The 26,955-nt window shown below is 63.4% G+C and carries 24 protein-coding genes; 17 read left to right on the top strand and 7 right to left on the bottom strand.

The genetic code is table 11. From position 1 onward, the window contains the following. Positions 1 to 18: 18 nt before the first annotated feature. Positions 19 to 1,638, bottom strand: coding sequence for a GMC family oxidoreductase N-terminal domain-containing protein (locus FJ492_RS14120; RefSeq protein ID WP_140770470.1), 1,620 nt, complete (start codon positions 1,636 to 1,638; stop codon positions 19 to 21). A gap of 387 nt (positions 1,639 to 2,025) precedes the next feature. Between FJ492_RS14120 and FJ492_RS14115 the strand changes: the two genes are divergently transcribed. The 5 genes from FJ492_RS14115 to FJ492_RS14095 are packed head-to-tail and all read left to right on the top strand — an operon-like array spanning position 2,026 to position 6,985. After that, the gene (locus FJ492_RS14115) at positions 2,026 to 3,300 is read left to right on the top strand and encodes an NAD(P)/FAD-dependent oxidoreductase (RefSeq protein WP_140770550.1); all 1,275 of its coding nucleotides are present in this window, start codon (positions 2,026 to 2,028) and stop codon (positions 3,298 to 3,300) included. A 44-nt stretch (positions 3,301 to 3,344) separates the two neighbouring features. Next, a complete protein-coding gene (locus FJ492_RS14110) occupies positions 3,345 to 3,809 on the top strand; it encodes a RidA family protein (RefSeq protein WP_140713446.1) in 465 nt (154 codons plus the stop codon). A 5-nt stretch (positions 3,810 to 3,814) separates the two neighbouring features. Next, on the top strand, positions 3,815 to 4,489 hold the full coding sequence (locus tag FJ492_RS14105) for a DUF1028 domain-containing protein (RefSeq protein ID WP_140770468.1): 675 nt from the start codon (positions 3,815 to 3,817) through the stop codon (positions 4,487 to 4,489). A 20-nt stretch (positions 4,490 to 4,509) separates the two neighbouring features. Further along, complete coding sequence (locus FJ492_RS14100; protein WP_140770465.1) at positions 4,510 to 6,018, top strand: aldehyde dehydrogenase; 1,509 nt, start codon at positions 4,510 to 4,512, stop codon at positions 6,016 to 6,018. Between the two features lie 31 nt (positions 6,019 to 6,049). After that, positions 6,050 to 6,985 carry a LysR family transcriptional regulator gene (locus FJ492_RS14095; RefSeq protein WP_027144830.1) on the top strand — a complete coding sequence of 312 codons (936 nt, stop codon included), beginning with the start codon at positions 6,050 to 6,052 and terminating at the stop codon, positions 6,983 to 6,985. A 15-nt stretch (positions 6,986 to 7,000) separates the two neighbouring features. On the opposite strand, the gene argE is transcribed toward FJ492_RS14095, so the two are convergent. Beyond that, complete coding sequence (gene argE / locus FJ492_RS14090) at positions 7,001 to 8,161, bottom strand: acetylornithine deacetylase (RefSeq protein WP_140770462.1); 1,161 nt, start codon at positions 8,159 to 8,161, stop codon at positions 7,001 to 7,003. A gap of 223 nt (positions 8,162 to 8,384) precedes the next feature. On the opposite strand from argE, the gene FJ492_RS14085 reads away from it, so the two are divergent. After that, positions 8,385 to 10,454 (top strand): NAD(P)-binding protein, encoded by a 2,070-nt coding sequence (locus tag FJ492_RS14085; RefSeq protein WP_140770459.1) that lies wholly within the window; start codon positions 8,385 to 8,387, stop codon positions 10,452 to 10,454. A 334-nt stretch (positions 10,455 to 10,788) separates the two neighbouring features. Here FJ492_RS14085 and FJ492_RS14080 read toward each other — a convergent pair whose 3' ends face one another. Further along, on the bottom strand, positions 10,789 to 12,111 hold the full coding sequence (locus tag FJ492_RS14080; protein ID WP_140770457.1) for an MFS transporter: 1,323 nt from the start codon (positions 12,109 to 12,111) through the stop codon (positions 10,789 to 10,791). 206 nt (positions 12,112 to 12,317) lie between these two features. On the opposite strand from FJ492_RS14080, the gene cyoA reads away from it, so the two are divergent. From cyoA to FJ492_RS14040, 8 genes are all read left to right on the top strand, one after another. Next, complete coding sequence (gene cyoA, locus FJ492_RS14075; RefSeq protein ID WP_140770454.1) at positions 12,318 to 13,499, top strand: ubiquinol oxidase subunit II; 1,182 nt, start codon at positions 12,318 to 12,320, stop codon at positions 13,497 to 13,499. Between the two features lie 10 nt (positions 13,500 to 13,509). After that, positions 13,510 to 15,507, top strand: a complete 1,998-nt coding sequence (gene cyoB / locus FJ492_RS14070; RefSeq protein WP_140504645.1) for a cytochrome o ubiquinol oxidase subunit I — start codon at positions 13,510 to 13,512, stop codon at positions 15,505 to 15,507. A 10-nt stretch (positions 15,508 to 15,517) separates the two neighbouring features. Then, on the top strand, positions 15,518 to 16,144 hold the full coding sequence (cyoC, locus tag FJ492_RS14065) for a cytochrome o ubiquinol oxidase subunit III (RefSeq protein ID WP_140713461.1): 627 nt from the start codon (positions 15,518 to 15,520) through the stop codon (positions 16,142 to 16,144). Continuing rightward, positions 16,141 to 16,518 carry a cytochrome o ubiquinol oxidase subunit IV gene (cyoD, locus tag FJ492_RS14060; RefSeq protein ID WP_140770452.1) on the top strand — a complete coding sequence of 126 codons (378 nt, stop codon included), beginning with the start codon at positions 16,141 to 16,143 and terminating at the stop codon, positions 16,516 to 16,518. Before cyoC ends, cyoD begins: the two co-directional genes overlap by 4 nt. Continuing rightward, entirely contained in the window at positions 16,515 to 17,315 is an 801-nt protein-coding gene (locus tag FJ492_RS14055) for an SURF1 family protein (RefSeq protein ID WP_140770450.1), read from the top strand. The genes cyoD and FJ492_RS14055 overlap by 4 nt, the downstream gene beginning before the upstream one ends. Then, positions 17,312 to 18,664, top strand: coding sequence for an ATP-binding protein (locus tag FJ492_RS14050; RefSeq protein ID WP_140770447.1), 1,353 nt, complete (start codon positions 17,312 to 17,314; stop codon positions 18,662 to 18,664). The genes FJ492_RS14055 and FJ492_RS14050 overlap by 4 nt, the downstream gene beginning before the upstream one ends. Next, positions 18,654 to 19,190 carry a response regulator transcription factor gene (locus tag FJ492_RS14045; protein ID WP_210241537.1) on the top strand — a complete coding sequence of 179 codons (537 nt, stop codon included), beginning with the start codon at positions 18,654 to 18,656 and terminating at the stop codon, positions 19,188 to 19,190. The genes FJ492_RS14050 and FJ492_RS14045 overlap by 11 nt, the downstream gene beginning before the upstream one ends. 136 nt (positions 19,191 to 19,326) lie before the next feature. Further along, positions 19,327 to 20,589: a DUF763 domain-containing protein gene (locus FJ492_RS14040; protein WP_140770445.1), complete on the top strand. Its 1,263-nt coding sequence runs from the start codon at positions 19,327 to 19,329 to the stop codon at positions 20,587 to 20,589. An 18-nt stretch (positions 20,590 to 20,607) separates the two neighbouring features. Here the strand turns inward: FJ492_RS14040 and FJ492_RS14035 are convergent, their stop codons facing one another. Both FJ492_RS14035 and FJ492_RS14030 read right to left on the bottom strand, forming a co-directional pair. Then, complete coding sequence (locus FJ492_RS14035) at positions 20,608 to 20,808, bottom strand: KTSC domain-containing protein (RefSeq protein ID WP_027144841.1); 201 nt, start codon at positions 20,806 to 20,808, stop codon at positions 20,608 to 20,610. Between the two features lie 71 nt (positions 20,809 to 20,879). Beyond that, on the bottom strand, positions 20,880 to 21,317 hold the full coding sequence (locus tag FJ492_RS14030) for a GFA family protein (RefSeq protein ID WP_140770442.1): 438 nt from the start codon (positions 21,315 to 21,317) through the stop codon (positions 20,880 to 20,882). Between the two features lie 168 nt (positions 21,318 to 21,485). Between FJ492_RS14030 and FJ492_RS14025 the strand changes: the two genes are divergently transcribed. Then, positions 21,486 to 22,097 carry an alpha-ketoglutarate-dependent dioxygenase AlkB gene (locus FJ492_RS14025; RefSeq protein ID WP_140770548.1) on the top strand — a complete coding sequence of 204 codons (612 nt, stop codon included), beginning with the start codon at positions 21,486 to 21,488 and terminating at the stop codon, positions 22,095 to 22,097. 186 nt (positions 22,098 to 22,283) lie between these two features. Here FJ492_RS14025 and FJ492_RS14020 read toward each other — a convergent pair whose 3' ends face one another. Both FJ492_RS14020 and FJ492_RS14015 read right to left on the bottom strand, forming a co-directional pair. Continuing rightward, positions 22,284 to 23,069 (bottom strand): DUF1236 domain-containing protein, encoded by a 786-nt coding sequence (locus FJ492_RS14020; RefSeq protein WP_140504630.1) that lies wholly within the window; start codon positions 23,067 to 23,069, stop codon positions 22,284 to 22,286. Between the two features lie 123 nt (positions 23,070 to 23,192). Continuing rightward, positions 23,193 to 23,978 (bottom strand): SDR family oxidoreductase, encoded by a 786-nt coding sequence (locus FJ492_RS14015; RefSeq protein WP_140770440.1) that lies wholly within the window; start codon positions 23,976 to 23,978, stop codon positions 23,193 to 23,195. Between the two features lie 99 nt (positions 23,979 to 24,077). Between FJ492_RS14015 and uxuA the strand changes: the two genes are divergently transcribed. Beyond that, a complete protein-coding gene (gene uxuA, locus FJ492_RS14010; RefSeq protein WP_140770436.1) occupies positions 24,078 to 25,262 on the top strand; it encodes a mannonate dehydratase in 1,185 nt (394 codons plus the stop codon). Positions 25,263 to 25,579: 317 nt separating this feature from the next. Further along, positions 25,580 to 26,926, top strand: coding sequence for an FAD-binding oxidoreductase (locus FJ492_RS14005; protein ID WP_140770546.1), 1,347 nt, complete (start codon positions 25,580 to 25,582; stop codon positions 26,924 to 26,926). Positions 26,927 to 26,955: the final 29 nt, after the last annotated feature.

Here is a 26,955-nt window from a genome sequence, read left to right as displayed (position 1 = left end):
GAAAGGCGGGGCGGATTCCTACCTTTCGCCGTGATGCGCCGAGCCCAGGATCATCTCCGAGGCCTTCTGTCCGATCATCATGCTTGGCGCATTCGTGTTGCCGCCGATCAGCTTCGGCATGACTGACGCATCCGCGACCCGGAGCCCAGCCACGCCTCGCACTTTCAGCGTCGCCGGATCGACGACCGCCATCGCGTCCGTCCCCATCTTGCAGGTCCCGACGGGGTGGTAGACGGTCAACGCTTCGGCGCGCAGATAAGCGAGGATCTCGTCGTCGCTGCGGATATTCTTGCCCGGAAGCATTTCCTTGCCACGCACCGGATCGAACTCGGATGCGGCGAGGATCTTGCGCGCGATCTTGATACCTTCGACAAGCACCATGGCGTCGTCTTCATCGGCGAAGAAGCGGTGGTCGATGAGAACATCGCGGCGAGAACTGTCCCGTGACAATCTGATCTCACCCACGCTTTTCGGTCTGAGCACGCAGGTATGAATGGCGTAGCCGTGGCCATATTCGATGAGCCTGCCGCGATGGCTGCGATAGCCCGGCACGAAGTGGAACTGAATGTCGGGCAGGCCGTTCGCATGCCTGGTTCTCGCAAAGCCACCGGCCTCAACATAATTGGTGGTGAGCATCCCCTTTCGCCGCGCGAAATACTGGACGGGCGCTGCCATGATGCGGGGCAGGTTGGCAAGCGACAGGCCGAGCGTCCTGGTGCTCCTGGAGCGCACGGTGATCATGCCGTCGACATGGTCCTGCAGGTTCTTGCCGACACCCGGCAGGTTGAGAACCGGCGTGATGCCGATTTGCCGCAGCTCGTCCGCGGGGCCGATGCCGGACGCCATCAGGATCTTGGGCGAGTTGATGGCCCCGGCGCAGAGTACGATCTCGCGGCTGGCCGCGAATATTTTTTGCTGGCCATCATGGCGCACGCGCAGTCCAGTCGCGCGCCCTTCGGCGATGACAAGTTCGATCACCTCGCATGCGCTGAGCAGCGTCAGGTTCCTGCGATCGAGGACCGGACGCATGAAAGCGGTGAAGCTGCTGAAGCGCTCGCCCCGATTCTGCGTGACGTTGTAGATCCCGACGCCGAACTGGCTCTCTGCATTGAAGTCTTTGTTGGCGGGCAGGCCGGCACGTTCGCCAGCCCTGACGAACATCCCGGAGAGCACGTTCGGATCACGCGGATTGTCGACCATAAGCTCGCCGTCCGTGCCGTGATAGCGCGGGTCCTGGGCGATTAGGTTGCGCTCCAGCTTCCTGAACACAGGCAGCACGTCGCTGTAGGCCCAGCCGGCGCAGCCGAGCGCTGCCCATTCGTCATAGTCCTCCGCGGCGCCGCGAATATAGACCATCGAGTTGATCGAACTCGATCCGCCCAGCGTCTTGCCCCGGTTGACCGGAATGCTGCGGTTGTTGAGATGGGGCTGTGGCACGCCGACGAAACAATAGTCGTAATTCGGGTTGCCATAGAGCGACAGAATGCCTGCAGGCACCCTTACCCGCGGGCTGTTATCACTGCCGCCGGCCTCTATCAGGCACACCCTGACCGATGGATCGGCGCTCAGCCGATTGGCCACCACGCAGCCCGCCGACCCCGCGCCGACGACGATGTAATCATAGCTCTCGGTCTTCATGCCAACCCCTCGAGGAGGCCGGCGCTCGAGGCATTGCGGAACGGGCCGCTGCGGTAGCGCATCCTGTTCCGCAACCAGTTCCGTGCCGACACATGCCCGGCTTCGCCCGCCACATCGTGCGGCGCTGCGGGTCCGACCGCTGAAACTGTAAATGCGTCTATCGGCGTGAGAAATTCGGAAATGGTTACGCGTGACTTCGGAGATTCGTTATGGGCGCCCACCGGCACGTGCTGCTACTTGTGAGCGCCAATAACGAGATGACCGGATGACGCGCGGCCTGTCTGGAACACGGTGAAATGGATCACCCGGGGCTGCATCCGCCAGCCGCCGGAAATCGGTTTCATCCCGTGCGGCGGGAGCTGTCGAATGGTCAGAAGAGGACTGGGCATGTCGGTTGAGACGATAGACACGCTTGTCGTTGGCGGCGGCCAGGCGGGGGTGGCCATGAGCGAGCACCTGAGCAAGTGCGGAGTGCCTCATCTCGTCCTCGAACGTGGCCGCATCGCCGAGCGCTGGCGCACGCAGCGATGGGACTCCCTGGTTGCCAACGGCCCGGCCTGGCACGATCGCTTCCCGGGCATGGAGTTTCCGCGGACGGCCCCCGACGGCTTTCCCTCCAAGGACGAGGTCGTCGACTATTTTGTCGCTTACGCCAAGCAGATCGATGCGCCGATCCGCAGCGGCGTGGAAGTCAAACTCGTGCAAAGAAATGTCGGTCGGCCCGGCTTCCGCGTCGAGACGTCCGATGGCGTGATCGACGCCAACAGCGTCGTTGCCGCCACCGGACCGTTCCAGATCCCCGTCATTCCGCCTGTTGTCCCTGAGGAGGCTGGCATCCTGCAAATCCATTCCAGCGCGTACCGCAATCCGGCGAAATTGCCAAAGGGCGGTGTGCTGGTGGTCGGAGCGGGATCATCGGGCGTGCAGATCGCGGACGAGCTCCAGCGCGCGGGAAGGCGCGTCTATCTTTCGGTCGGCCCGCATGACCGCCCGCCGCGGGCCTATCGCGGGCGCGACTTCTGTTGGTGGCTGGGCGTTCTCGGCAAATGGGACCTCGAAACCCCAGGACCCGGCACGGAACATGTCACGATCGCGGTGAGCGGCGCGCGCGGCGGTGAAACGATCGATTTCCGCCGGCTGGCGGCGCAGGGGCTTACCTTGGTCGGCATGACTAGGACCTACCAGGACGGGCTGATGAGCTTCGCGCCTGATCTTGCGAAAAACATCGCTCGCGGCGACGCCAGCCTGATGTCACTGCTGGATGAAGCCGACGCCTATGTCGCGCGCAACGGTCTGGACCTTCCGGAAGAGCCCGCTGCCCGCCGGATCGAACCGGATCCGGAATGCATGACCAATCCGATCGGCGAACTGCACCTGGCCAAGGCCGGGATAGCGACGATCATCTGGGCGACGGGCTTTGCCGCCGACTATAGCTGGCTGAAGGTCAACGCCTTTGACGAGAAGGGCCGGCCCAGGCACCACCGCGGCGTCTCGATCGAGCCAGGAATCTATTTCCTGGGGCTGCCCTGGCAGTCGCGAAGAGGTTCCAGCTTCATCTGGGGCGTATGGCACGACGCCAAGCACGTGGCCGACCGCATTTCGACGCAGCGCAAATATCTGGCCTACCATGCCGCCGCGAAGCGCGAGGCCGTGGACGCCTGACCAAAGCCGACGACAGCTGCGAGCCCGACCTGATGGAGACCAACATGGCGCATACGCGAATTCGCACCTTCAATACCAAGGATACCTATCCCGAGCAGAAGCTCGACAACGATCTGTGCCAGGCGGTCATCACGCGGGGCGGCCGCACGATCTATCTGCGCGGCCAGTGTCCGCAGGATCTCGACACCGCCAACACCATCGAGAGCCACGATCCGGTCGATCAGACCCACAAGGTCATGCAGAACATCAAGCAGCTCATCGAGGAATGCGGCGGGACGATGGAGCATCTGGTGAAGGTGGTGATCTATCTGACTGATGTGCGCCATCGCGAAGCCGTCTACCGGACGATGGGCGAATACATCAAAGGCGTGCATCCGGTTTCGACCGGCCTCGTCGTGTCGGCCCTGGCGCGGCCGGAATGGCTGGTCGAGATCGACGGCACGGCCGTAATTCCGGATGATGACACAGCCATCATCCGGAATGATGGCGCAACCATCAGCCCGGACTGAGCGCCATGACCTTCTCCATCGTCGCACGGTGCCGGCGCACCGGCATGTTCGGAGTGGCGGTATCCTCGTCATCTCCGGCGGTGGCGGCCCGCTGCGCCTATGCGCAGGCGGGCGTCGGGGCTGTTGCCAGCCAGAACGTCACGGACCCGGCGCTCGGGCCACGAGCGCTGGAGCTGATGGCGCGGGGCGCCTCCGCCACTGAGGCCGTCGCGATCCTGAAGCGTACGGCCGCTTTCAGCGAATACCGGCAGGTTCTGGCGGTCGACGCGGCCGGCGGCAGCGCAATCCATTCGGGGCCGAAAGCGCTCGGCATCTGGGCCGAGGCGCGCGGCGAGGACGTCGCCTGCGGCGGCAACCTGCTTGCCAGCGATAGGGTTCCGCAAGCCATGATGGATGCCTTTCTCGCCTCCGAAGGCGACATCGGTGACCGGCTGATCGCCACCATGCGAGCGGCGCTCGAGGCCGGCGGCGAAGCGGGACCTGTCCGCTCCGCCGGCATGAAACTGGTGCGCAATGTCTCATGGCCCGTCGCCGACCTGCGTTGCGACTGGAGCGAGGAGTGTCCGATCGAGCAGCTGGCAACGCTGTGGGACATCTATAAGCCCCAGCTCGATGCTTATGTCACGCGCGCCCTCAACCCGTCCGGTGCGCCAAGCTACGGCGTTCCCGGTGACGAGTAGTTCGACAATCTGGAGCCGGCATGAGCGAACTCAGTCATAAGGATTGGATCGGCAAAGCCTCGGCTATCCGTTTTCGCGACAGGGCCTTCATCGACGGCAAGGCAATGCCCGCGCGCTCCGGCCGAACCTTCGCCAGCGTCAATCCGGCCACGGGAGCAACGCTCGCCGAGGTGGCCTCCTGCGGCGAAGAGGACATCGACCTTGCGGTCGCTGCCGCGCGCCGCAGCTTCGAAGCCGGCGTCTGGTCGCGAGCGAGCCCCCAGCATCGCAAGCAAGTGCTGCTGCGGCTGGCGGAATTGCTGCGCGAGCACCTGCAGGAATTGGCGCTGCTGGAATCGCTGGATATGGGCAAGCTTGTCAAGGACGCCGCGACCATCGACGTGCCGGGATCGGCGGCGATCTTCCAGTGGTATGCAGAAGCGATAGACAAGATCTATGACGAGGTGGCGCCGACGGGCCGGGGTGACCTCGCTTTGGTACGGCGGGAGCCGCTTGGGGTCGTGGGTGCCGTCGTGCCATGGAACTTTCCGCTCGACATGGCGACCTGGAAATGCGCGCCCGCGCTGGCTGCGGGCAATTCGGTGGTGCTGAAACCCGCCGAGCAGTCGCCTTTCTCGGCACTCAGGCTGGCCGAGCTCGCCATGGAGGCGGGCTTGCCGGCGGGCGTCTTGAATGTGGTGCCCGGCCTCGGCGAGACGGCCGGCCAGGCACTTGGCCGCCATACGGACGTGGATTGCCTTGCCTTCACCGGATCGACCGCTGTCGGCAAGATGTTCCTGCAATATTCCGGCCAGTCGAACATGAAGCAGGTCTGGCTGGAGACCGGTGGCAAGAGCCCTAATCTGGTGTTCGCCGATTGCGGCGATCTGGATGCGGCCGCCGACATGGCCGCCTTCGGCATCTTCTTCAACCAGGGGCAGGTATGCTCGGCCAATTCCCGGCTTCTGGTGGAGCGCGGCATCAAGGATGCGCTGGTCGAGAAACTGGTGCGGCGGGCAGCGGCGACCCAGCCCGGCGATCCGCTCGACCCAGCATCCAGGATGGGTGCGATGGTGGACGCGCGCCACGCCGCGACCGTCATGCGTTTCATCGATGGCGGCAAGAAGTCGGCACGGCTGGTGACTGGTGGCGACCGGGTCGCCGTCGACGGGCGCGGCAGTTTTGTGCAGCCCACGATCTTCGATGACGTCTCGCCCGACGACCCGCTTGCCTGCGACGACATATTCGGTCCGGTCCTGTCGGTGATCGCCTTCGACACCGAAGACGAAGCGCTTCGCATCGCCAACGACAGCGCCTACGGCTTGGCCGCATCGCTGTGGACCGACAGCCTGTCGCGGGCGCATCGCCTCGCGGAAAGACTGCGCGTGGGCACGGTTTCCGTGAATACGGTCGATGCGCTGAGCCCGATGACTCCCTTTGGCGGTTTCAAGCAGTCCGGCTTCGGACGCGACCTGTCGCGGCATGCGCTCGACAAATACACCGCGCTGAAGACCACCTGGATCAAGTATAGAGAAGCGGCCGCGACTTGATCACCGGCTGCAAACCGGCAACATAGCCACCATGCCGCTCCGCTTCACGCTCAGACAACTTGAATATTTCGTCGCCGTTGGCGAAGCGGGTTCGATCGCCAAGGCGGCCGAGCAGGTGAATGTCTCGCCGCCGTCGATCTCGGCGTCGATCGCTCAGCTCGAAGCCGAGTTCGGCGTCCAGCTTTTCGTGCGCAAGCATTCGCATGCGCTGGCGCTGACCGCAGGCGGGCGCCTGTTCCTCAAGGAAGCCGCGCGCCTGCTCAACGACGCGGACGCGCTGCACGACATTGCCGGCGATATCGCCGAAAAGGTGCGCGGACCGCTGGCGATCGGCTGCCTGCTCACTTTCGCGCAGATCGTGCTGCCGGCGCTGCGCAAGAAATTCGAGGATGCCTATCCCGATGTGCGCGTCCGGCAATTCGAGCGCAACCAGGGGCAACTGTTCGAGATGCTGCAGCGTGGCGAGATAGATGCCGCGCTGACCTACGATCTGGAACTGTCGCAGGACATGACCTTCGAGCCGCTGATGCAGTTGCCGGCCTATGTGATGTTGCCGGCCGCGCATCGCCTGGCGGCGAGGGCAGGCATCACGCCCGAGGAGCTGGTCGATGAGCCGATGGTGCTGCTTGATCTGCCCTACAGCAGGGAATATTTCCTGTCGGCTTTCCAGCCCAGGGGCCTGCGGCCCAAGATCGTCGAGCGCACCGGCGACATCGCCGTGATGCGCTCGATGGTCGCTAACGGCTTCGGCTACGGCATCGCCAATATGCGGCCGCTCAACACCATGTCGCCGGACGGCAAATTGCTTGTCTTCGTGCCTCTGCTGGGGGACCTCAGGCCGCTCACGATAGGAATTGCCTTGCCGAACGCAGAGCATCGCACGCTGACGGTACAGGCGTTCATCGACCACTGTCGTCGCTTCGTCGTCGAGCAGGGCGTCTTTGGAACCGAACGCATCGTAAAGTGAGGGCTGCCGTGCGGATCACGATGGCCAGCCGTCCGTGAGCCGTTCGAGCAATCTGTCCAGCATCCCGTCGCAACGCCGCAGCTGTTCGACGCTGACAAATTCATCCGGCTTGTGTCCCTGCGCCATCGAGCCAGGTCCGCAGACCACGGCAGGCGTGCCGAGATTGCGGCTGAACAATCCGCCTTCCGTGCCGAACGCGACTTTCATCGTGTCATTGGCGCCGGTCAACGATTTGACGAAGGCCACCGCCTCCGATGCGGCCGGCGTGTCGAGGCCCGGATAAGTGTTGGTGATCTCGATTTCGATTGCGGCCTCGGCCGCGATCGAAACGGCGTCCTCAGCTATGCGTGCCGCGGCGTCGCGCAGCCTGTCCAGAATGCCGGCGGCATCGTCGGCGGCAATGTTGCGGATCTCGAAATCGACCTGGCAGAGGTTGGGCACGATGTTGAGCGCGACGCCGGCATCGATCTTGCCGACATGAACCGTCGTGTAGGGGATGTCGTAGTCGCCGTCGCGGGCGCCGTCGCGGGCCAATCGTTCCTGTTCGTCACGCAAGGCACGCACGAAATCGCAGCCGAGGTGGATGGCATTGAGCGCCAGTGGGGCGAGCGCCGAATGGCCTTCGCGTCCCCTGCAGACGGCGCGAGCGGCAAGCTTGCCCTTGTGCCCGGTCGCCACCTGCATGTTGGTCGGCTCGCCGACGATGCACAGCAGCGGCCGTTGCGGTGCTGCGCTCAGCATTTCGATCAGGTCGCGCACGCCCAGGCAGCCGACCTCCTCGTCATAGGAGAGCGCCAGATGCAACGGCGTGCGAAGCGCCATCTTGGAAGCCCTGATGCAGACGGCGAGCGCGGAGGCCACAAAACCCTTCATGTCCGCCGCGCCGCGTCCGTAAAGCTTGCCGTCGCGCTCGGTCATTTCGAAAGGCGGCAGCGTCCAGTTCTGGCCGTCGATGGGGACGACATCGGTGTGGCCGGACAGCATGACACCGGGCCTGCCGGCCGGGCCGATGGTGGCAAAGAGGTTGGCCTTGTGCCCGTCCTCGCTGTGGACGATCTGGCAGGCAACGCCGCTCGCCTCGAGCAAGTCGGCCGCATAGCCGATCAGGTCGAGGTTGGAGTCGCGGCTCACCGTCGGGAAAGCGATCAGCCGTTCGAAGATCCTGATAGTGTCCATTTTCTGTCTCTCCGTAGGGTCCTGGCTGTCTAGCATCATGCCGCCGATGCTCTGAAGTCGCATTTCGCTCAGCCCCGGTTCAACACAGACTAATCCGCCCCAGTGCCGCGATTAGGCGCGTCCTAATCGGCACAGAAGAAATCCGTAGTTTTCCCGCGCCGGCTCCAATTTATGAGTAGTTTCGGCAGCACCGGGAGTGCCGAGCCGGCCCGGAGGAAACACCATGCGCGACCCACGCTACGACATCCTGTTCGAGCCGATGAAGATAGGCCCGGTGACGGCCAAAAACCGCTTCTATCAGGTTCCGCACTGCAATGGCGGCGGCTATCGCGATCCGTCCGCCGCGGCAGAGATGCGCCGCGTCAAGTCCGAAGGGGGCTGGGGTGTCATCTTCACCGAGCAGACGGAAATGCATCACACTTCCGAGATCACGCCCTTCATCGAACTGCGGCTATGGGATGACGCCGACATTCCGGCTTTGGCCAAGATGGCCCGGGCCATGCACGAGCACGGCGCGTTGGCTGGCATCCAGCTCGCCTATTCCGGGATCAACGGTCCCAACCTCTACAGCAAGGAGGTGCCGCGCGGCCCATCGGCGTTGCCGATCCGCACCTTCACCAACGATCCGGTTCAGGCGCGCGCCATGGACAAGCAGGATATTCGCGATTTGCGCCGCTGGCACCGCAATGCCTTCAAACGTGCGAAGCAGGCGGGTTTCGACCTGGTATGCCTCTATGGCGCGCACGGCTTCGGCATCATCCAGCATTTCCTGTCAACCGCCACCAACCAGCGCGTCGACGAATATGGCGGCTCGTTGGAAAACCGTTCGCGGCTGATGCGCGAGCTGATCGAAGAAGGGCGCGACGCGATCGGCGACACGTGCGGCCTGACGCTCAGGCTGTCGCTGGACGAGATGATCGGCGAACTCGGCTTCGCCAATTCGGAAGTCCGCGACATGATCGAGATGCATGCCGAACTGCCCGACCTGTGGGATCTCGCGCACGGCGCCTGGGAGGATTGCTCGGGCCCGTCGCGTTTCAAGGACGAGGCGGCGCAGGAAAGCCTGGTGTCGGGCACCAAGAAGCTCACCTCGAAGCCGGTCGTCGGCGTCGGCCGCTTCACTTCGCCTGACGTGATGGTCAGGATGATCAGGTCGGGAACGCTCGACTTCATCGGCTGCGCCCGTCCGTCGATCGCCGATCCCTTCCTGCCGAGGAAGGTCGAGGAGGGCCGCATCGAGGACATCCGCGAATGTATCGGCTGCAACATCTGCATCACCGGCGACATGACCATGTCGATCTCGCGCTGCACGCAGAACCCGACCTTCATGGAGGAATGGCGCAAGGGCTGGCATCCGGAGCGCATGCAGGCCAAGGGCGACAGCGACAGCGTGCTGATCGTCGGCGCCGGGCCTGCCGGACTGGAGGCCGCCCGTGCGCTTGGCCTGCGCGGCTATAAAGTGGCCATCGCGGAAGCCGGCACCGAACTCGGCGGGCGTGTGGCGCGCGAAAGCAAACTTCCAGGCCTGTCGGCCTGGGGCAGGGTGCGCGACTATCGGCAGTATCAGCTCGGCCAGATGCCTGATGTCGACATCTATTTCGAAAGCCGGCTTGCGGCGGATGACATCCTGTCCTTCGGCTTCCAGAACATCGCCATCGCCACCGGATCGACCTGGCGCCGTGATGGCGTCGCGCGTGCCCATGTCGTGCCGATGCCGATCGACGCCGCGATGCCGGTCCTTACGCCCGACGATCTGATGGCCGGCAAGGTTCCAGATGGCAACGTCGTGCTGTTCGATGACGACCACTATTACATGGGCGGCGTTCTCGCCGAGCTGATGGCGCGTCGGGGAACGAAGGTGACCTTGGTGACGCCATCGGCCTATGTCTCGGACTGGACCCGCAACACGCTGGAGCAAGGGGCCATTCACCGCCGCCTGGCTGAACTCGGGGTCGATATCGTGCTCAACAGGACCGTCACGAGTATCGCTTCGGGCGGTGTCGTGACGGCTTGCGTCTACACCGGCGCGAAACAGGATCTGACGGCCGATGCCGTCGTACTTGTCACGTCGCGCGATCAGGACGACGCCGTTTGGCGCAACCTCAAGGCCCGGGAAAGCGAGTGGGCCGACGCCGGCATCCGTTCGGTCAAGGTCATCGGCGATGCCGAAGCACCGGGACCCATCGCCTGGGCAACCTATGCCGGCCATCGCTTCGCTCGCGAGCTGGACGAACCCGACATCGGCGACGCCTTGCCGTTTCGGCGGGAAGTCGCCGCACTGGCGGCGGAATAGAACGCCAGGGGCGCGGCAGATCAGACCGCCCTTCCTGGTCGAAGAAATGCGAGGTTCGGCCCGCAGGCCGACCTCGGCGCCGGTTCGAGCGCCGATCCTTGATTGGGGACGACGAGGCAGGTCTGGCCCCCTTCCAACTCGACATGGAGGAGCGTGACGGCGCCGGGTATTCGGCGAGCCTTACCTATGGCTGCCGCGATCCTGCTCCTGTGCTCCGACGCCGCGAGCTTCGTCTAGGGCGCGGCGCTCGACGTCGATGGCGGTTCGATGTTCCGCTGACCGACAGGGCAGAGGCTCCGGCGATGCTCGCTGACCCTTCTCGCCATTTATAGTGTCAATCGACCGGACGGTCCGCGGCCGAACGCCGTCTATCAATCCACAAGGCAAGCAAGGTGCAGGCCGCGCCCGAGAGCAGGTAGGCGCCCGCCGCGATGAGGCCGAAATTGCCGGCCAGCAGCAGAGCTGCGAGCGGCGCGAAGCCGGCGCCGAACATCCACGCGAAATCCGAGGTTATCGCCGAGCCGGTATAGCGGTGGTGTCGCGAAAAGCTCGATGCGACGACGCCTGACGACTGCCCGAAGCTCAACCCCAGCAGGATGAAGCCCAGCACCATGAACAGGATCTCGCCAACGGTACCGCCATCCAGAAGCTGCGGGGCAAAGCCGCTGAACGTCCCGATGGCGATCGCCGAACCGCCGAGCAGCGCACGGCGTCCGACACGATCGGCAAGTGGGCCAGACGCGACGATGGCGGCGATGCCGAACAGCGCGCTCACCGCCTCGATCGCCAGGAAGCGTGCCGGTCCCTCATTGGTGAACAGGAATACCCAGGAGAGCGGAAACACCGTCACCATGTGGAACAGGGCGAAGCTCGCCAGCGGCGCGAATGCGCCGACGACGACGTTGCGGCCTTCGGCCCTGATCGTGTCCCTTATGCGCGTCGGCTGCAGGTCGCCGCTCTCGTACAGTTTCGAGAATTCGGGCGTCACCACAATGCGCAGCCTGGCGAACAGGGCCACGACATTGATGGCGAAGGCGACGAAGAAGGGATAGCGCCAGCCCCAGGCAAGGAAGTCGTCGGCCGACAGATTGGCCACGAAGAAGGCGAAGAGGGCGCTGGCCACGATGAGGCCGATCGGCGCGCCCAGTTGCGGGATCATGGCGTAGAAGCCGCGCCGGTTCCGCGGCGCGTTCAGCGCCAGCAGCGAGGGCAGGCCGTCCCACGTCCCGCCAAGCGCCACGCCCTGCCCGATGCGGGCCAGCGCCAGAAGCCAGATCGCAAGCACGCCGATATCGCCATAGGCGGGAAGGAACGCGATGGCGACGGTCGAGGTGCCGAGCAGGAACAGCGCGATCGTCAGTTTCGCACCGCGACCGTAGGCGCGGTCGATGGCCATGAACAGAACGGAACCGAATGGACGGGCGATGAAGGCCAGCGCGAAGATGGCGAAGGAGTACAGCGTTCCGACGAGCGGATCATGCGTTGGAAACACCAGCTTGGGGAACACGATGACGGACGCGATCGCATAGACGAAAAAGTCGAAGAATTCCGACGTCCTGCCGACGATCACGCCGACCGCGATATCGCCCGCGCTGACCTGGCCGTGGTCCGAGCCGATCAGCCCGCTGTCTGTTTCGCCAGTCGAAGTATGAGCCATCTTGTCCGTTGTCACCGCGTGGAATGAAATATTTGGGGCCCAACTGCGGCAATCCCATTGTGCGCTGCACACTGTGCCAGACCCACCCCGGCTGGGCATTGGACAAATTGTCCAATGTCACCACGCCGCCGCCGGCAGTAGCCCTTGATCGATACCGCACTGCAACATCCCAACGCGTTGCGGCGGTCCATCGAGGGCAGCGTCTGATGAAACGATTTGGAGCCTTGCTTCTGCTTCTCCTGGCCGGGCTGTTGAGCGGCTGCGATATGGTCGTGCTCGCGCCGGCGGGCGATGTCGCGGCCCAGCAGCGCGACCTGCTGGTGGTCTCGACCCTGCTGATGCTGATCATAATCGTGCCGGTCATGGCGCTGACTGTCTTTTTCGCCTGGCGCTACCGGCAATCCAACGCCTCGGCGACCTATGCGCCGGACTGGGATCATTCGACGAAACTGGAACTGGTGATCTGGGCAGCCCCTCTGCTGATCATCATATGCCTTGGCGCGCTGACCTGGCTCGGCGCCCACCTGCTCGACCCATACCGCCGGATCGACCGGATCGAAGCCGGCCAGCCCGTTACCCAGCTTCACAAGCCGCTCAGGGTCGAGGTCGTGGCGCTCGACTGGAAATGGCTGTTCATCTATCCGGATTACGGCATCGCCGCCGTCAACGAGCTGGCGGCGCCGGTCAACCAGCCGATCGATTTCCGCATCACCTCGTCGGCGGTGATGAATTCCTTCTACATTCCAGCCCTTGCCGGCCAGATCTATGCCATGCCGGGCATGGAGACGAAGCTGCACGCCGTCATCAACCGGCAGGGCACCTATAGCGGTTTCTCCGCCAACTACAGCGGCGCCGGCTTTTCGGGCATGCGCTTCGCCTTCCACGGCCTGCCCGACCAGGCCTTCGACCAGTGGGTGGCACAGACCAGGACCGCGTCGGCGGCGCTTAACCGCGACAGTTACCTCGAACTCGAAAAGCCGAGCGAGAACGAACCGGTCCGGCACTACGCGTCCGTCGATCCCGCCCTTTATGGCGCCATCCTCAATCTGTGCGTCGAGCGCGGCAAGATGTGCATGAACGAGATGATGTCGATCGACGCCAAGGGTGGTCTCGGTCTTGGGGGGGTGCGCAACACCTTGCCGCTGCAATACGACAAGCTCGCCCGGCGCGGCGCGGTGTTCGGAAACGATCCCTCTTATGTCGCAAGCATCTGCACGGCGGAAGAGGCCGCTGCCGTCTCGCGCGCCTCCCGCGATGCCTGGCCGACCTATTGGCCGGCGAAGAACCTGTCCCCGCTTCGCGGGGCGGGACTGCTCCGGCCAGGGACAGACAGCCGTAGCGCCGAGGCGGATACGCCGACCGTCGGCCTGCTGCGGCGTGAATTGTGAGAGACCGCCGATGCCCGATACGCTGACCAAATTCATCTTCGGCCGCCTCACCTGGGACTCGCTGCCGCTGCACGAACCCATCGTCGTCGCCACCTTCGTCGCGGTGGCGCTCGGCGGAATCGCGCTTCTCGGCGTGATCACCTATTTCAAGCTATGGGGCTACCTCTGGCGCGAATGGTTCACCAGCGTCGACCACAAGAAGATCGGCATCATGTACATGGTGCTGGGCCTGATCATGCTGCTGCGCGGCTTCTCGGACGCAATCATGATGCGCCTCCAGCAGGCCATCGCCTTCAATGGCTCCGAGGGCTACCTGAACTCACATCACTACGACCAGATCTTCACCGCCCACGGCGTCATCATGATCTTCTTCGTGGCGATGCCCTTCGTCACCGGACTGATGAACTTCGTCGTGCCGCTGCAGATCGGCGCGCGCGACGTCTCCTTTCCGTTCCTCAACAATTTCTCGTTCTGGATGACAGTCGGCGGCGCCATTCTGGTCATGGCCTCGCTGTTCGTCGGCGAATTCGCCCGCACCGGCTGGCTTGCCTATCCGCCGCTCTCCGGCATCGGCTACAGTCCCGATGTCGGCGTCGACTACTATATCTGGGCGCTGCAGGTGGCCGGCGTCGGCACGACGCTGTCAGGCATCAACCTGATCTGCACGATCATCAAGATGCGCGCGCCCGGCATGACGATGATGCGCATGCCGGTCTTCACCTGGACGTCGCTCTGCACCAACGTGCTGATCGTCGCCTCCTTCCCGGTACTGACGGCGGTGCTCTCGCTGCTGGCGCTCGACCGCTATGTCGGCACCAACTTCTTCACCAACGACTTCGGCGGCAACCCGATGATGTATGTGAACCTCATCTGGATATGGGGTCATCCGGAAGTCTACATCCTCATCCTGCCGCTGTTCGGCGTCTTTTCCGAGGTCACCTCGACCTTCTCCGGCAAACGCCTGTTCGGCTACACCTCGATGGTCTACGCCACGGTGGTCATCACCATCCTGTCGTACCTCGTGTGGCTGCACCACTTCTTCACAATGGGCTCCGGCGCTAGCGTCAATTCCTTCTTCGGCATCACGACGATGATCATCTCGATCCCGACCGGAGCGAAGATCTTCAACTGGCTGTTCACAATGTACCGGGGCCGTATCCGCTTCGAACTGCCGATGATGTGGACGGTGGCCTTCATGCTCACCTTCACCGTCGGCGGCATGACCGGCGTGCTGCTTGCCGTGCCGCCGGCGGATTTCGTCCTGCACAACAGCCTGTTCCTGATCGCCCACTTCCACAATGTCATCATCGGTGGCGTGCTGTTCGGCCTGTTCGCCGGCATTGCCTACTGGTGGCCCAAGGCCTTCGGGTTCAAGCTCGATCCGTTCTGGGGCAAGGTCTCGTTCTGGTGCTGGGTGGTCGGCTTCTGGTTCGCCTTCATGCCGCTCTACATCCTCGGCCTGATGGGCGTGACGCGCCGCATGCGGGTGTTCGACGATCCCTCGCTGCAGATATGGTTCGTCATCGCCGCGTTCGGCGCGGTGCTGATCGCCTGCGGCATCGCCGCCTTCCTGATCCAGATATTCGTCTCCATCCGCAGGCGCGAGGCGCTTGCCGATACGACCGGCGATCCCTGGGACGGCCGCACGCTCGAATGGTCGACCTCTTCGCCGCCGCCTGCCTACAATTTCGCTTTCATGCCAGTCATTCGCGACAACGATGCCTGGTATGACATGAAGCAGGCCGGCTACATCAGGCCGCTTGCCGGCTTCAAGCCGATCCACATGCCAAGCAATACCGGCACCGGCATCATCCTGGCCGCCTTCAGTGTCGCGCTCGGCTTCGGCCTGATCTGGTACATCTGGTGGCTGGCGGCGCTGAGCTTCGTCTGCCTCATCGCCACCGCGATCGGCCACACCTTCAACTATCACCGCGACTTCCACATTCCGGCGTCCGAAGTCACGCAGACGGAGGAGGCGAGGACGACGCTCCTCGCCGCTCAAGGCTAAGGGTTTGAGCATGACATTGACGGCAATCACGGCCGGCACCGAACCGGTCTTCCATCTGGAAGAAGAGCATGCGCACGCCGAAGGCGGCTCCACCATGCTCGGCTTCTGGCTCTATCTGATGAGCGACTGCCTGATCTTCGCGATGCTGTTCGCCGCCTATGGCGTGCTTGGCGGCAACTACGCGGCCGGGCCGGCTCCCAAGGACCTGTTCGACCTCGATTTGGTGGCGGTCAATACCGCCATGCTGCTCTTGTCCTCGATCACCTATGGCTTCGCCATGCTGGCCATGGACAAGGGCCGTGTCGCGGCGACGCAAGCCTGGCTTGCGGTGACCGGCCTGTTCGGCCTGGCGTTCCTGTCGATCGAGCTCTACGAATTCGCGCACATGATCCATGAAGGCGCCACGCCGCAGCGCAGCGCCTTCCTGTCGTCCTTTTTCACGCTGGTCGGCACCCACGGTCTGCATGTCACCTTCGGAACCGTCTGGCTGGTGACGCTGATGGTTCAGGTCGCGAGATTTGGCCTCATCGAGGCGAACCGCCGCCGGTTGATGTGCCTCAGCATGTTCTGGCACTTCCTCGACGTCGTCTGGATCGGCGTCTTCACTTTCGTCTATCTGATGGGGATGTTGCGATGAGCGCTCATGATCATGCCGAGGGCCACGGCCACGCCCATGGTGGAGCAGCACACGGATCGTTCCGGGGCTATCTGACCGGCTTCGTCCTGTCGGCGATCCTGACCGCCATTCCATTCTGGCTGGTCATGACCGGCGCCATCGACAACAAGCAGGCCACGGCCATCGTCATAATGGCCTTCGCGGTCGTGCAGATCGTGGTCCATATGATCTTCTTCCTGCATATGAACGCCGGCTCGGAAGGCGGATGGTCGATGCTGGCGCTGATCTTCACACTGATCCTGGTCGTCATCGTGCTGACCGGCTCGCTCTGGGTGATGTACCATCTCAACGCCAACATGATGCCGGGGCTACACGACATGCGTGAGATGCCATGAGCCTGGCGGCGGGCCCTGGGAGGACAACCATCGAGGCGATCGGACGTCCCGTCCCGCTAGAGGGCGCCGGCGGATCGTCCGCGTCGCGCCTTGGCCTTGTGCTGCTCGGACTTCTCGGCGTGCTGGTGTTTGTCGGGCTCGGCATATGGCAGCTGGAAAGGCGGATCTGGAAGCTCGACCTGATTGCCCGTGTCGACCAACGCATTCATGCCCCGATTGTCGATGCGCCTGGCCCGGAGAACTGGAACGGCATCACCGCTGCCGGTTTCGAGTATGGTCATGTGCGATTGGCGGGACGTTATCTGGGCGACGCCAACACACTGGTGCAGGCGGTGACGGAGCTTGGCGGCGGTTATTGGGTCCTGACGCCGATGCGAACCGACCGTGGCTTCGTGGTGCTGGTCAACCGCGGCTTCATTCCCCAGGAGCGCAAGGCTGAGTTCGAGCGGGAGAGGGGCCGCCTAACCGCGCCGGTCGTCATTGACGGGCTGTTGCGCATGAGCGAACCCGGCGGCGGCTTTCTGCGCAAGAACGACGCCACGGGCAATCGCTGGTATTCGCGAGACGTCGCAGCCATCGCAACCACGCGCAGCCTGACGACCAGTGTCGCTCCCTATTTCGTCGATGCGGAAGCATCCGGCATAGAGGGCTGGCCGCGCGGCGGGCTGACCGTCGTGACTTTCCGCAACAGCCACCTGGTCTATGCTTTGACCTGGTTCACGCTCGCTGCGATGCTCGCCATTGCCCTGGCCAGGCCGATGATCGGCCGCCGCCGGCGGCAAGGACCCGCGAGATGAGCGTCCCCACGCAAGCGCATCGCCATGACAAATCCCTGGTGGCGGCATCCCTTGCCGGCAAGAACGGGGCAGTATCGCATACCGATGCGACAAACAGGAAGAACCTGTTCCTGCTTATCCAGCTGCGTTGGCTCGCGGTGGCGGGTCAGGTGCTCACCATTCTGGCGACGGAATACTGGTTCGATATCCCACTGCCGCTGGCGGAGATGGCCGGCGTGGTGCTTTTCCTGGTGGGCCTCAACATCTTCAGCCTGCTGGTCCTGCGCGGTATCAGGCCCATCAGCAACACCCAACTCTTCGTCGCGCTCATCTTCGACATGGCGGCACTGACGACGCAGCTTTACCTGAGCGGCGGCGCGTCCAATCCGTTCGTATCGCTCTACCTCTTGCAGATCACGCTCGGCGCCGCATTGCTGACGCCAAGGTTTACCTGGATCCTCGTGGCGGCTGCCTCGGCCTGCTTCGTCTTCCTCATCTCCCTCTTCCAGCCGATCGCGATCCCGCATCATGGCGGCAGCGATCTCCTGTCCCTGCATATCAGGGGCATGTTCATCTGCTTCGTGCTGGCGGCCGGACTGATCGTGATCTTCATGACGCGCATCGACCGCAATCTGCGCGAGCGCGACGCCTATCTCGCCGATCTGCGCCAGCGCTCGGCCGAGGAGGACCACATTGTGCGCATGGGCCTGCTGGCCTCGGGCGCCGCGCACGAACTCGGCACGCCGCTTGCCACGATATCCGTCATCCTGTCCGACTGGCGCCAGATGCGCACCGTTGCGCGCAACCGCGAACTGGCGGCCGATGTGGCCGAAATGCAGGCGCAGATCGAGCGCTGCAAGCGCATCGTGTCCGGGATCCTGATGTCTTCCGGCCAGGCGAGGGGCGAGGGAACGATACGCACGACGATTCGCGGTTTCCTCGACAATCTGGTCGAGGAATGGCGCACCAGTCGCCAGCCATCCAAGCTGGAATACAAGAACGATTTCGACCCGGACGAGCAGATCGTGTCCGACACGGCGCTGAAGCAGGTCATCTTCAACCTGTTCGACAATGCTCAGGAAGCATCGCAGGATTGGGTTGGCGTCACTGCCGAGCGGCAGGGCGACAAGCTGGTGATTTCCGTGCGCGATCGCGGGCCGGGCTTCGACGAGGGTATTCTGGCAGCGCTTGGTCAACCCTATATGTCGAGCAAGGGACGGCCAGGCGGGGGTCTTGGTCTTTTCCTCGTCATGAACGTGGTCCGGAAACTGGGCGGCGATTTTTCGGCGCGCAACATGGAGCAGGGCGCCTGTGTTATCCTTTCGCTGCCGCTGGCGGCGCTGACCGATGGAGATGATCGTGAGGCCTGATCGATCGCTGTTTATCGTCGAGGACGACGCGACCTTCGCGAAAACGCTGAAGCGCTCCTTCGAAAAGCGCGACTACGACGTGGTCGTCTGCCACGACCGGGATGCATTGCTCAGCGCCCTCGAAACAGCTGTTCCGGCTTACGCCGTCGTCGATCTCAAGCTTGGGGCTGGCGGCTCCGGGCTGGAGTGCGTCAAGCTGCTCAGCGCCCGCGATGCTTCGACCAGGATCGTCGTGCTGACGGGCTTTGCCAGCATCGCCACCGCTGTCGAGGCAATCAAGCTCGGCGCGAGCCATTACCTGGCGAAACCCGCCAACACCGATGACATCGAAGCCGCCTTCGGCCGTGCCGAGGGCGACGTTTTCGTACCGCTTTCCAGCCGGCCCACCTCGATCAAGAACCTGGAATGGGAGCGCATCCACGAAACGCTGGTCGAAACCGGCTTCAACATCTCCGAAACGGCTCGCCGGCTTGGCCTGCACCGGCGCACTCTTGCCCGCAAGCTCGAGAAGCGCGTGGTGAGATAGCAGAGCGCCGTTGCTCTCGTGACCGGACCGAGCCGGGTCTGGCTCATCGGCCATCCGGGTGCGAGCATTCAGTGCTTCCTTGCCCGGTCCAGGATACCTATTTGTTTGAGATTCGCGGACATAGGAGCAGGCAAACGTGGCGCAACGATCGGGCAGTGCTGATCTTCCCCTTCACGGCGGGCGTGTGCCGAAATGGCTGGGCGATCGCATGACGCGTCTCGGCGCCGTCATGTGCGAGGCGATCATCCATCATTATGGCCGCAATGAATTGCTGCGACGCCTTGCGCATCCGTTCTGGTTCCAGTCCTTCGGCGCCGTTATGGGCATGGACTGGCATTCTTCCGGCATCACGACCAGCGTCGTCGGCGCCTTGAAACGCGGTCTCACGCCGCTGTCGGGCGAACTCGGCATTCATGTCTGCGGCGGCCGTGGCGCGCATTCGCGCAAAACTCCGCATGAACTTGCCGCCATCGGCGAGCGTATCGGCTTCGACGGTGCGCGCCTGGCAACCGCCAGCCGGCTTGTCGCCAAGGTGGACAGCGCCGCCGTTCAGGATGGTTTCGACCTCTATTTGCACGGCTTCATCGTCACCAACGATGGCGACTGGGTGGTGGTGCAGCAAGGCATGAACGGCGACAGCAAGGTGGCGCGGCGCTATCATTGGCTGTCCGAAGGTTTGAAGAGTTTCGTAGACCAGCCGCATGCCGCCATCGAAGGCGCCAACCAGGGCGAGATCGTCAATTTGACCGATCGGCGCGCCGAGGCCTCGCGCCAGGGACAGCTTGACCTGCTCCAGGATCTTGGGCCGGACCGCATCCTTCGAGAACTCGCCGCCCTGGAACCCTGCACCGCACCGGCTCCGGCGCAGCCATTGTTGCCGCATCTGGTCATGCCGGCTCACCATGATGTCCGCGAAAGCGATGTCGTGATGCATCGCCTTCACGGCAACATGGCCGCGGCCGCCGAGCGAGGTCCCGCCGATTTCGCCGAGCTTCTCCTTGTTCCTGGTGTGGGCGCCCGCACGGTGCGGGCGCTGGCCCTCGTTGCCGAAGTGGTGCATGGCGCGCCTTGCCGGTTTTCGGATCCGGGCCGTTTTTCGCTGGCGCATGGCGGCAAGGACAGGCATCCGTTCCCTGTTCCGCTCAAGGTCTATGACGAGACGATCGGCGTGCTGAAGTCCGCCGTGCAAAAGGCCAGGCTTGGTCGCGAAGAGGAAATCGGTGCATTGAGGCGGCTCGACGATCAGTCGCGGCAGGTCGAGCGATACGTCACCGGTCCCAGCCTTAAGGAAATTGTCGCCGGAGAATTCGATCAGTCGCATCTGCTTGGCGGCCGCAGTGTCTTTGGTTGGGAGCCGGCGCCGGATCAGATGCCCGCCGAGCAGAACAACAAGGCATGACGGGCCGCTGGCGCCGCATCACGCCACGCGACGGTATCTGTAACGGTCTCGAATGAATTCATTGAAGAAGCGGCCTTTCGAGGAAGCCTTCATGAACGCGGCGTAGGTTGCCGGTGCGACGTCCTCATAGTCATAGCGGTTGCCGCTCGGCACGAACCAGACGGAGAGCGTCCTGGTCGCGGGATCGTATTGCGTGTTTCGGATCGCGGTCGACGGCATGCTGGCACCTGACGGCTCAGCCACATAAACCCGCCAGGCATGGTGCGGTTCCGTTCCGCCACCCGACCTCGCTACCTGTCGCGGGGATTGCCGAACTTCCTGTCGCGCTTCCTCGAATATCGATCGATACGCGGCAGCTTGTCGGCAAAGTCGACCCACGGCAGTCTGAGGTTCCAATAGGCATGGGCCTGTGGCCGCAGCCCTTCGGGTCTGTCGAAGAACCCGATTGTCAGGTAGAGCTCGTCCGGCAGGCCTTCGTCGCTATAGCCTATCGAGCTCCCGCATTCGGGACAGAAAGTGCGGACAACGCCCGGCGTCCTGGAGAAAGCCTTTGGCGTTCCCTTCAAAAGGCGGAACTGGCTCGGCCGATATCCGACCCAGATGGTGAGCGGGCTGCCGATCGCCCGTCGGCAATCGTCATCGTGATCGTAGCATATCCAGAAGGGCTCACCGTCCATGGCGGCGGCAATCGCCCCGCAAAAGCAGGCCCCGGTTTGAACGCGCGGCATCCGGCACTCCAAGGCTGGAACATGTCCGGCGGCCCCCGACGGAACCGCCCTTGCCTAAACTTTCACGCCGTCCCAGCGTTCCATTGCGCCGGTGTTGAGATGTGTCCGAAGCAAGCAAGCGCGGTTCCCTGTATTGCCTTGCGGTCTGGCCTTCACCATCTAGGCACAATGTCGCCGCTCAAACCGAAAACAGCCGGCCGTGTGGCCCAGTATGATCTCTTCGGTGCCGTTCAGGATGATCTACCGGAGGGTTTCGCCTACCAGCCCGGACTGATCACACCGCAAGAGGAAATCGACCTCGTCCGGCATCTTGAAGGACTGCCCTTCAGACCCTTCGACTTCCACGGCTATCTGGCAAACCGGCGTGTCGTCGGTTTTGGCCTTCGCTACGATTATGACCGGCGCGAGGTCGTCGACGCACCGCCTATACCTGATTTTCTGTTGCCCTTGCGCGAGCAGGTCGCGGCCTTTGCGTGCCGGCCCACCGAAGCCTTCGCGCAGGTCTTGATCAATGAATACCGGCCCGGCGCCGGCATCGGCTGGCACCGCGACAAGCCTCATTTCGAAGACGTCGCGGGCGTTTCGCTGCTGGCGCCCTGCGATTTTCGCCTTCGACGCAAGAATGGGTCTGGATGGGACCGCCGGACCATCACGGTCGAGCCGAGATCGGCCTATCTCATGACGGGCCCTTCGCGGTCGCAATGGGAGCACAGCATCCCGCCGCTTGCCGAGCATCGCTACTCGATTACCTTGCGGACATTGCGGCCTCGGAATCCCTGAGCATACGCTGAGGCCTGCACGAGGAAGCTTTCCGCACCATCTCGCCCATAGCGCTCAACCCGACCCGCGTACGGCGGGGCGGGTTGAATGATCTCGTACTCTACCTCTTTGTTTTTACGCAATTCCCTAGGGAAAGCGCTACGTGCTTTTCCCGGGAAAACCGCTACGCACTTTCCGGGAATTGCTCTAGGTCAGTATCAGCACGATCTTGTACGTATCCGGATCGACGATGACGATCCGGCCGTCGGCGAGGACGAAATACTCGTAGCTCTCGTACGCCGGGACGAGCTTGACGATGCGGGCCGGCAAACGATGCAGCCTGATCTTGTGCCGCGGAACTTCGACGCCGACCGAGACGTCGAAGTCGACGCTGGCTACCGGCTCGACCTTGGTTTCCCGGATTACCTGAGTGATCTGGGTCTTCTGTTCAACCGTCACATTGTTAATGGAAGCGGTCGAAGTCTTGTCCTGCGTGGACGCTTTGCCCTGGGCCTGCTGGTCCGTCGTAGTGCCGGCCTTGCCCTGGGCTTGCTGATCGGTCTGGACCTTGGTCTTGTCCTGGGCCTGCTGGTCGGTCGTGGTGCCGGCCTTGCCCTGGGCCTGCTGATTGGTCTGGACCTTGGTCTTATCCTGGGCCTGCTGGTCCGTCTTGGTACCGGCCTTGCCCTGGGCCTGCTGATCGGTCTGGATCTTGGCCTTGCCCTGTGCCTGCTGGTCCGTGGTGGCGCCGGCCTTGCCCTGGGCCTGCTCGTCGGTCTTGACCTTGGCCTTGCCCTGAGCCTGCTGATCAGTCTGGGACTTGGTACCCTGTGCCTGCTCTTTCATCTTCGAGCCCTTCTGGCAGTTGGTCGTGCCGGAAGCGCAATTTGTGTCCGCTCCTGATTGGCTGTCGGCGGGCTGCTGCGACTGGGCCATGGCCGTCCCGCAGCCGAGCCCGATCGCAAGCATGCTGGTAATGAGAACATGTTTCATAGGAAATCTCCTTCGGAGAGTTCGTCCCTTCAAGGGGTAAAACTTCGGCCAAAAAAGATTGTTCCGAACTAGATGCGTTAATGCCACCACCCCCGATAGAGCCCAAGTCCGGCCTTCATGGCGCTACTTCACGCCGATCCCGGCGGTGAGGCCGCCGTCGATCTTATAGTCCGCGCCGGTGCAGAAGCCGGCCTTCGACGAACACAGGAACGCTATGAACTCCGCCACCTCTTCCGGCTCGCCGATACGGCCGAGCGGATGGGCCGCGCCGAAGCGCCTGTAGGCCTCTTCGACATCTGCGTCGCTGCCGCCGTCGCCACGCGCGGCCTTTTCGAGGATCGGTGTGCGGATCGAGCCCGGGCTGACCGAATTGACCCTTATGCCCGATGCGGCATAGTCGAGCGCCAGCGAACGTGTCAGTGTATGGATGGCGCCCTTGGTCGTGGCATAGGCGGCGACGTTTTGCTGGCAGGCGAAGCCCTGCACCGAAGCGACGTTGACGATGGCGCCGCCGCCCCGCTTGATCATTTCCGGGATGCCGAAATGGGCGGTCAGATAGATCGAGCCGACATTGACCGTCATCGCCCGGTTCCAGGTTTCCCAGTCGGTCGTCGTCGCCGTTCCATAGGGATGCACCGCCGCCGAATTGACGATGACATCGATGCCGCCGAATTTCGCCACGCCGGCCGCGACCGCCTCGCGCACCTGGTCGGAAACCGAGACGTCCACCGTCCGCACCAGAACGCTCGCTCCGGCCTTGGCGAGGCTCTCCTGCATGGCGGCATTGGCTTCCCGATCGAGGCCGCAGGCGACGATCGCGGCACCCCCCGCCGCAAGGCGTTTGGCAGTTGCCAGGCCGATACCGGTCGTCCCTGTCACCAATGCCACCTTGCCGTCAAAATCCTTCATCGCGGAAGCTCCTTCATTCGTTATCGAAACCGGCTCTTAGTTTGACACTCATCATGATCAAACAATAGGTTGCCGGTCTCTCGCAAAAAGGAAGTGGCAATGGAACAGTGTTGGCGCTGGTACGGTCCCGATGATCCGGTGACGCTTGAACATGTCAAACAAGCCGGCGCCACCGGCGTGGTTTCAGCGCTCCACCAGATTTATGACGGCAGGGCCTGGCCCGAGGCCGATGTGCTTGAGCGCAAGCGCATCATCGAGGCGGCTGGGCTGACCTGGTCGGTTGTCGAGAGCATTCCGGTCCACAATTCCTTCAAGATAGGCACGCCGGAGCGCGAGCGCTATGCCGGCTATTATCGCGACAGTATCCGCGTGCTCGCCAGGGCCGGCATCCGGACGATCTGCTACAATTTCATGCCGGTGGTCGACTGGACGCGCACCGACCTGGCCTACCGGCTGCCGACGACCGGCTATGCCTTGCGTTTCGACGCTATCGACTTTGCCGCCTATGATCTCTTTGTCCTGCAGCGCAAGAATGGCGCGCGGAGCTACACGCCGGCGCGTATCGCCGAAGCCGAGAAGCGGCTGAAGGTGCTGACGCCGGAGCAGATCGACCAGATCGAGCGCAACCTGATCGCCGGCCTGCCGGCGACGGAGCGCAGCTATAATAGGGACAGTTTCCGCGAGGCCCTGGCGGAATACGATGCGATCGGGCCAAAGGAACTGCGCGACAACCTGGCCTGGTTCCTGCGCGAGATCATCCCGGCGGCCGAAGAGGAGGGTGTGCGCATGTGCATCCATCCCGACGATCCGCCGTTCTCGCTCTATGGCCTGCCGCGCATCGTTTCCACGACAGAGGATGCGCGCTTCATCCTCACGACGGTCGACAGCCCGGCCAATGGCTTGACGTTCTGCACCGGCTCCTACGGCACGCGCGCCGACAACGACATCGTCGCCATGGTCAAGGAATTCGCCGACCGCATCCATTTCGTTCATCTGCGCAACATCACCATCGAGGAAGACGGCTCGTTCTATGAGGCTGAGCATCTGGAGGGTGGCACCGACATGGCGCATGTCATCCTCGCTTTGATGCAGGAAGAGAAGCGCCGTCGCGGGGAAGGCAGGGCCGACTGGCAAATCCCGATGCGGCCGGATCATGGGCATCTGCTCGCCGACGACATCGGCAAGAAGAAGATCAACCCCGGCTATTCGCTTATCGGCCGGCTGAAAGGTCTCGCCGAATTGCGCGGCATCATGCGTGCCGTAGAGCGGTTCGGGCTCGCCTGAAGTCTTAGGGCGATAAGCCATCGTTTGCGATCTTCAGCAGGAATGTCGCGACAGGTCACACCGAGGCTGACCCTGTCCGGCATCCCCGAGCCTAATTCCCGATAGTCGATGAGGCCAGGGGCTGGCTGCGGCGACGAGAAGCGGCCTCGACGGGTGGTCAACAATTTCATTGAGCTGGCACGCAAACTTTCGAGGCCGGTCGTGTAGTGCTCGTCGGTGCACTTCACGCCTGGTCAGTTTCCCATAGAAGCGCGCGACCTCGCGCCACCCGAACCAGCTATCGGCGCGCGGCCATGCCTGTGAAAAAGGACAATCCTTTGACGATCTTCCCTTTCACCGAAGCCAGTCCGATCCAGTTTCAGGCGCCGCTGCCGAAGACGTCGGATGTGGTCATTATCGGCGGTGGCATCATCGGCGTGACCGCGGCCTTGTTCCTGGCGCGGCGCAATATACCGGTGACCTTGCTGGAGAAGGGACGTGTCGCCGCGGAGCAGTCCTCGCGCAATTGGGGTTGGATCCGCCAGCAGGGCCGCGACGCGGACGAACTGCCCATCGTCATCGAAGCGCAGCGTCTCTGGCGCCAACTGGCCCAGGAGTGCGGCGAGGACATAGGCTTGACGCAGACCGGCGTGACCTATCTTGCGCGGACCGACAAGGAGATGGCCGATTTCGCCAAGTTCCTGAAGATCGCTGAGGCCCATGGCCTCGACACGCGTCTCCTGGACCGGGGTGAGACCGCCCGGCTGATCCCAGCCATGTCGCGCCCCTTCAAGGGCGCCATGACCACTCCATCGGACATGCGTGCCGAGCCCTGGGTCGCGGTGCCGGCGTTTGCCCGCCTGGCCGCCCGCCAGGGCGTCACCATCATCGAGAACTGTGCGGCACGCATGCTCGATATCTCCGCAGGGCGCATCAGCGGTGTCTGGACCGAACAAGGCCGCATCGCCACATCGAACGTGCTTGTCGCCAGCGGCGCCTGGACGTCGCTGTTCCTGCGCGCGCACGGCGTCTCGATCCCGCAGCTCAGTGTCCGCACGACCGTCGCGGCGACCGCGCCGATGCCGGAAATCCATGCTGGCGCCGCAGCGGACGAACACATCGCCTTCCGGCGTAGAAAGGACGGCGGATACACGCTGGCGGCGGGAGGCAGCCACCTGCTCTATGTCGGGCCGGATGCATTGCGTCACGCACCGAAATACCTGCCCGCCCTGAAAGCAAATCCTTTCGGCACGCGCTACTTGCTGGCGGCGCCTCGTGCATATCCGGACAGCTGGTCTACCCCACGCAAATGGGAGGCGGACAAGGAAAGCCCGTTCGAACGGATGCGCGTTCTCAATCCTGCCCCGGAGCCCAAGGCGCTTCGCGCCATCGATCGAGGGTTCAGGGGGCTTTTCCCACAATTCGAGGCGGTACCGCTCAGGGCAAGCTGGGCCGGCATGATCGATGCGATGCCGGATGTCGTGCCTGTCGTGGATCGTACTGCTGCGGTTCCGGGTCTCGTCATCGCGACAGGGATGAGCGGCCACGGCTTTGGCATTGGCCCTGGCATGGGCCGCGTCCTGTCCGACTTGATCCAGGGCAACGAGACTGGACATAACCTTCATAGGTTTCGCCAATCCCGATTCAGCGACGGCAGCCCGATCCAGATGGGACCATCGCTTTAGATCTCGTCCGGTGTACAGGTTCGACGAGA

This window comes from Mesorhizobium sp. B2-5-4, assembly GCF_006441095.1.
Lineage (GTDB): Bacteria > Pseudomonadota > Alphaproteobacteria > Rhizobiales > Rhizobiaceae > Mesorhizobium > Mesorhizobium salmacidum.
Note: the sequence above shows the minus strand (reverse complement) of the source record. Positions and strands in the feature narration are given on the sequence as shown.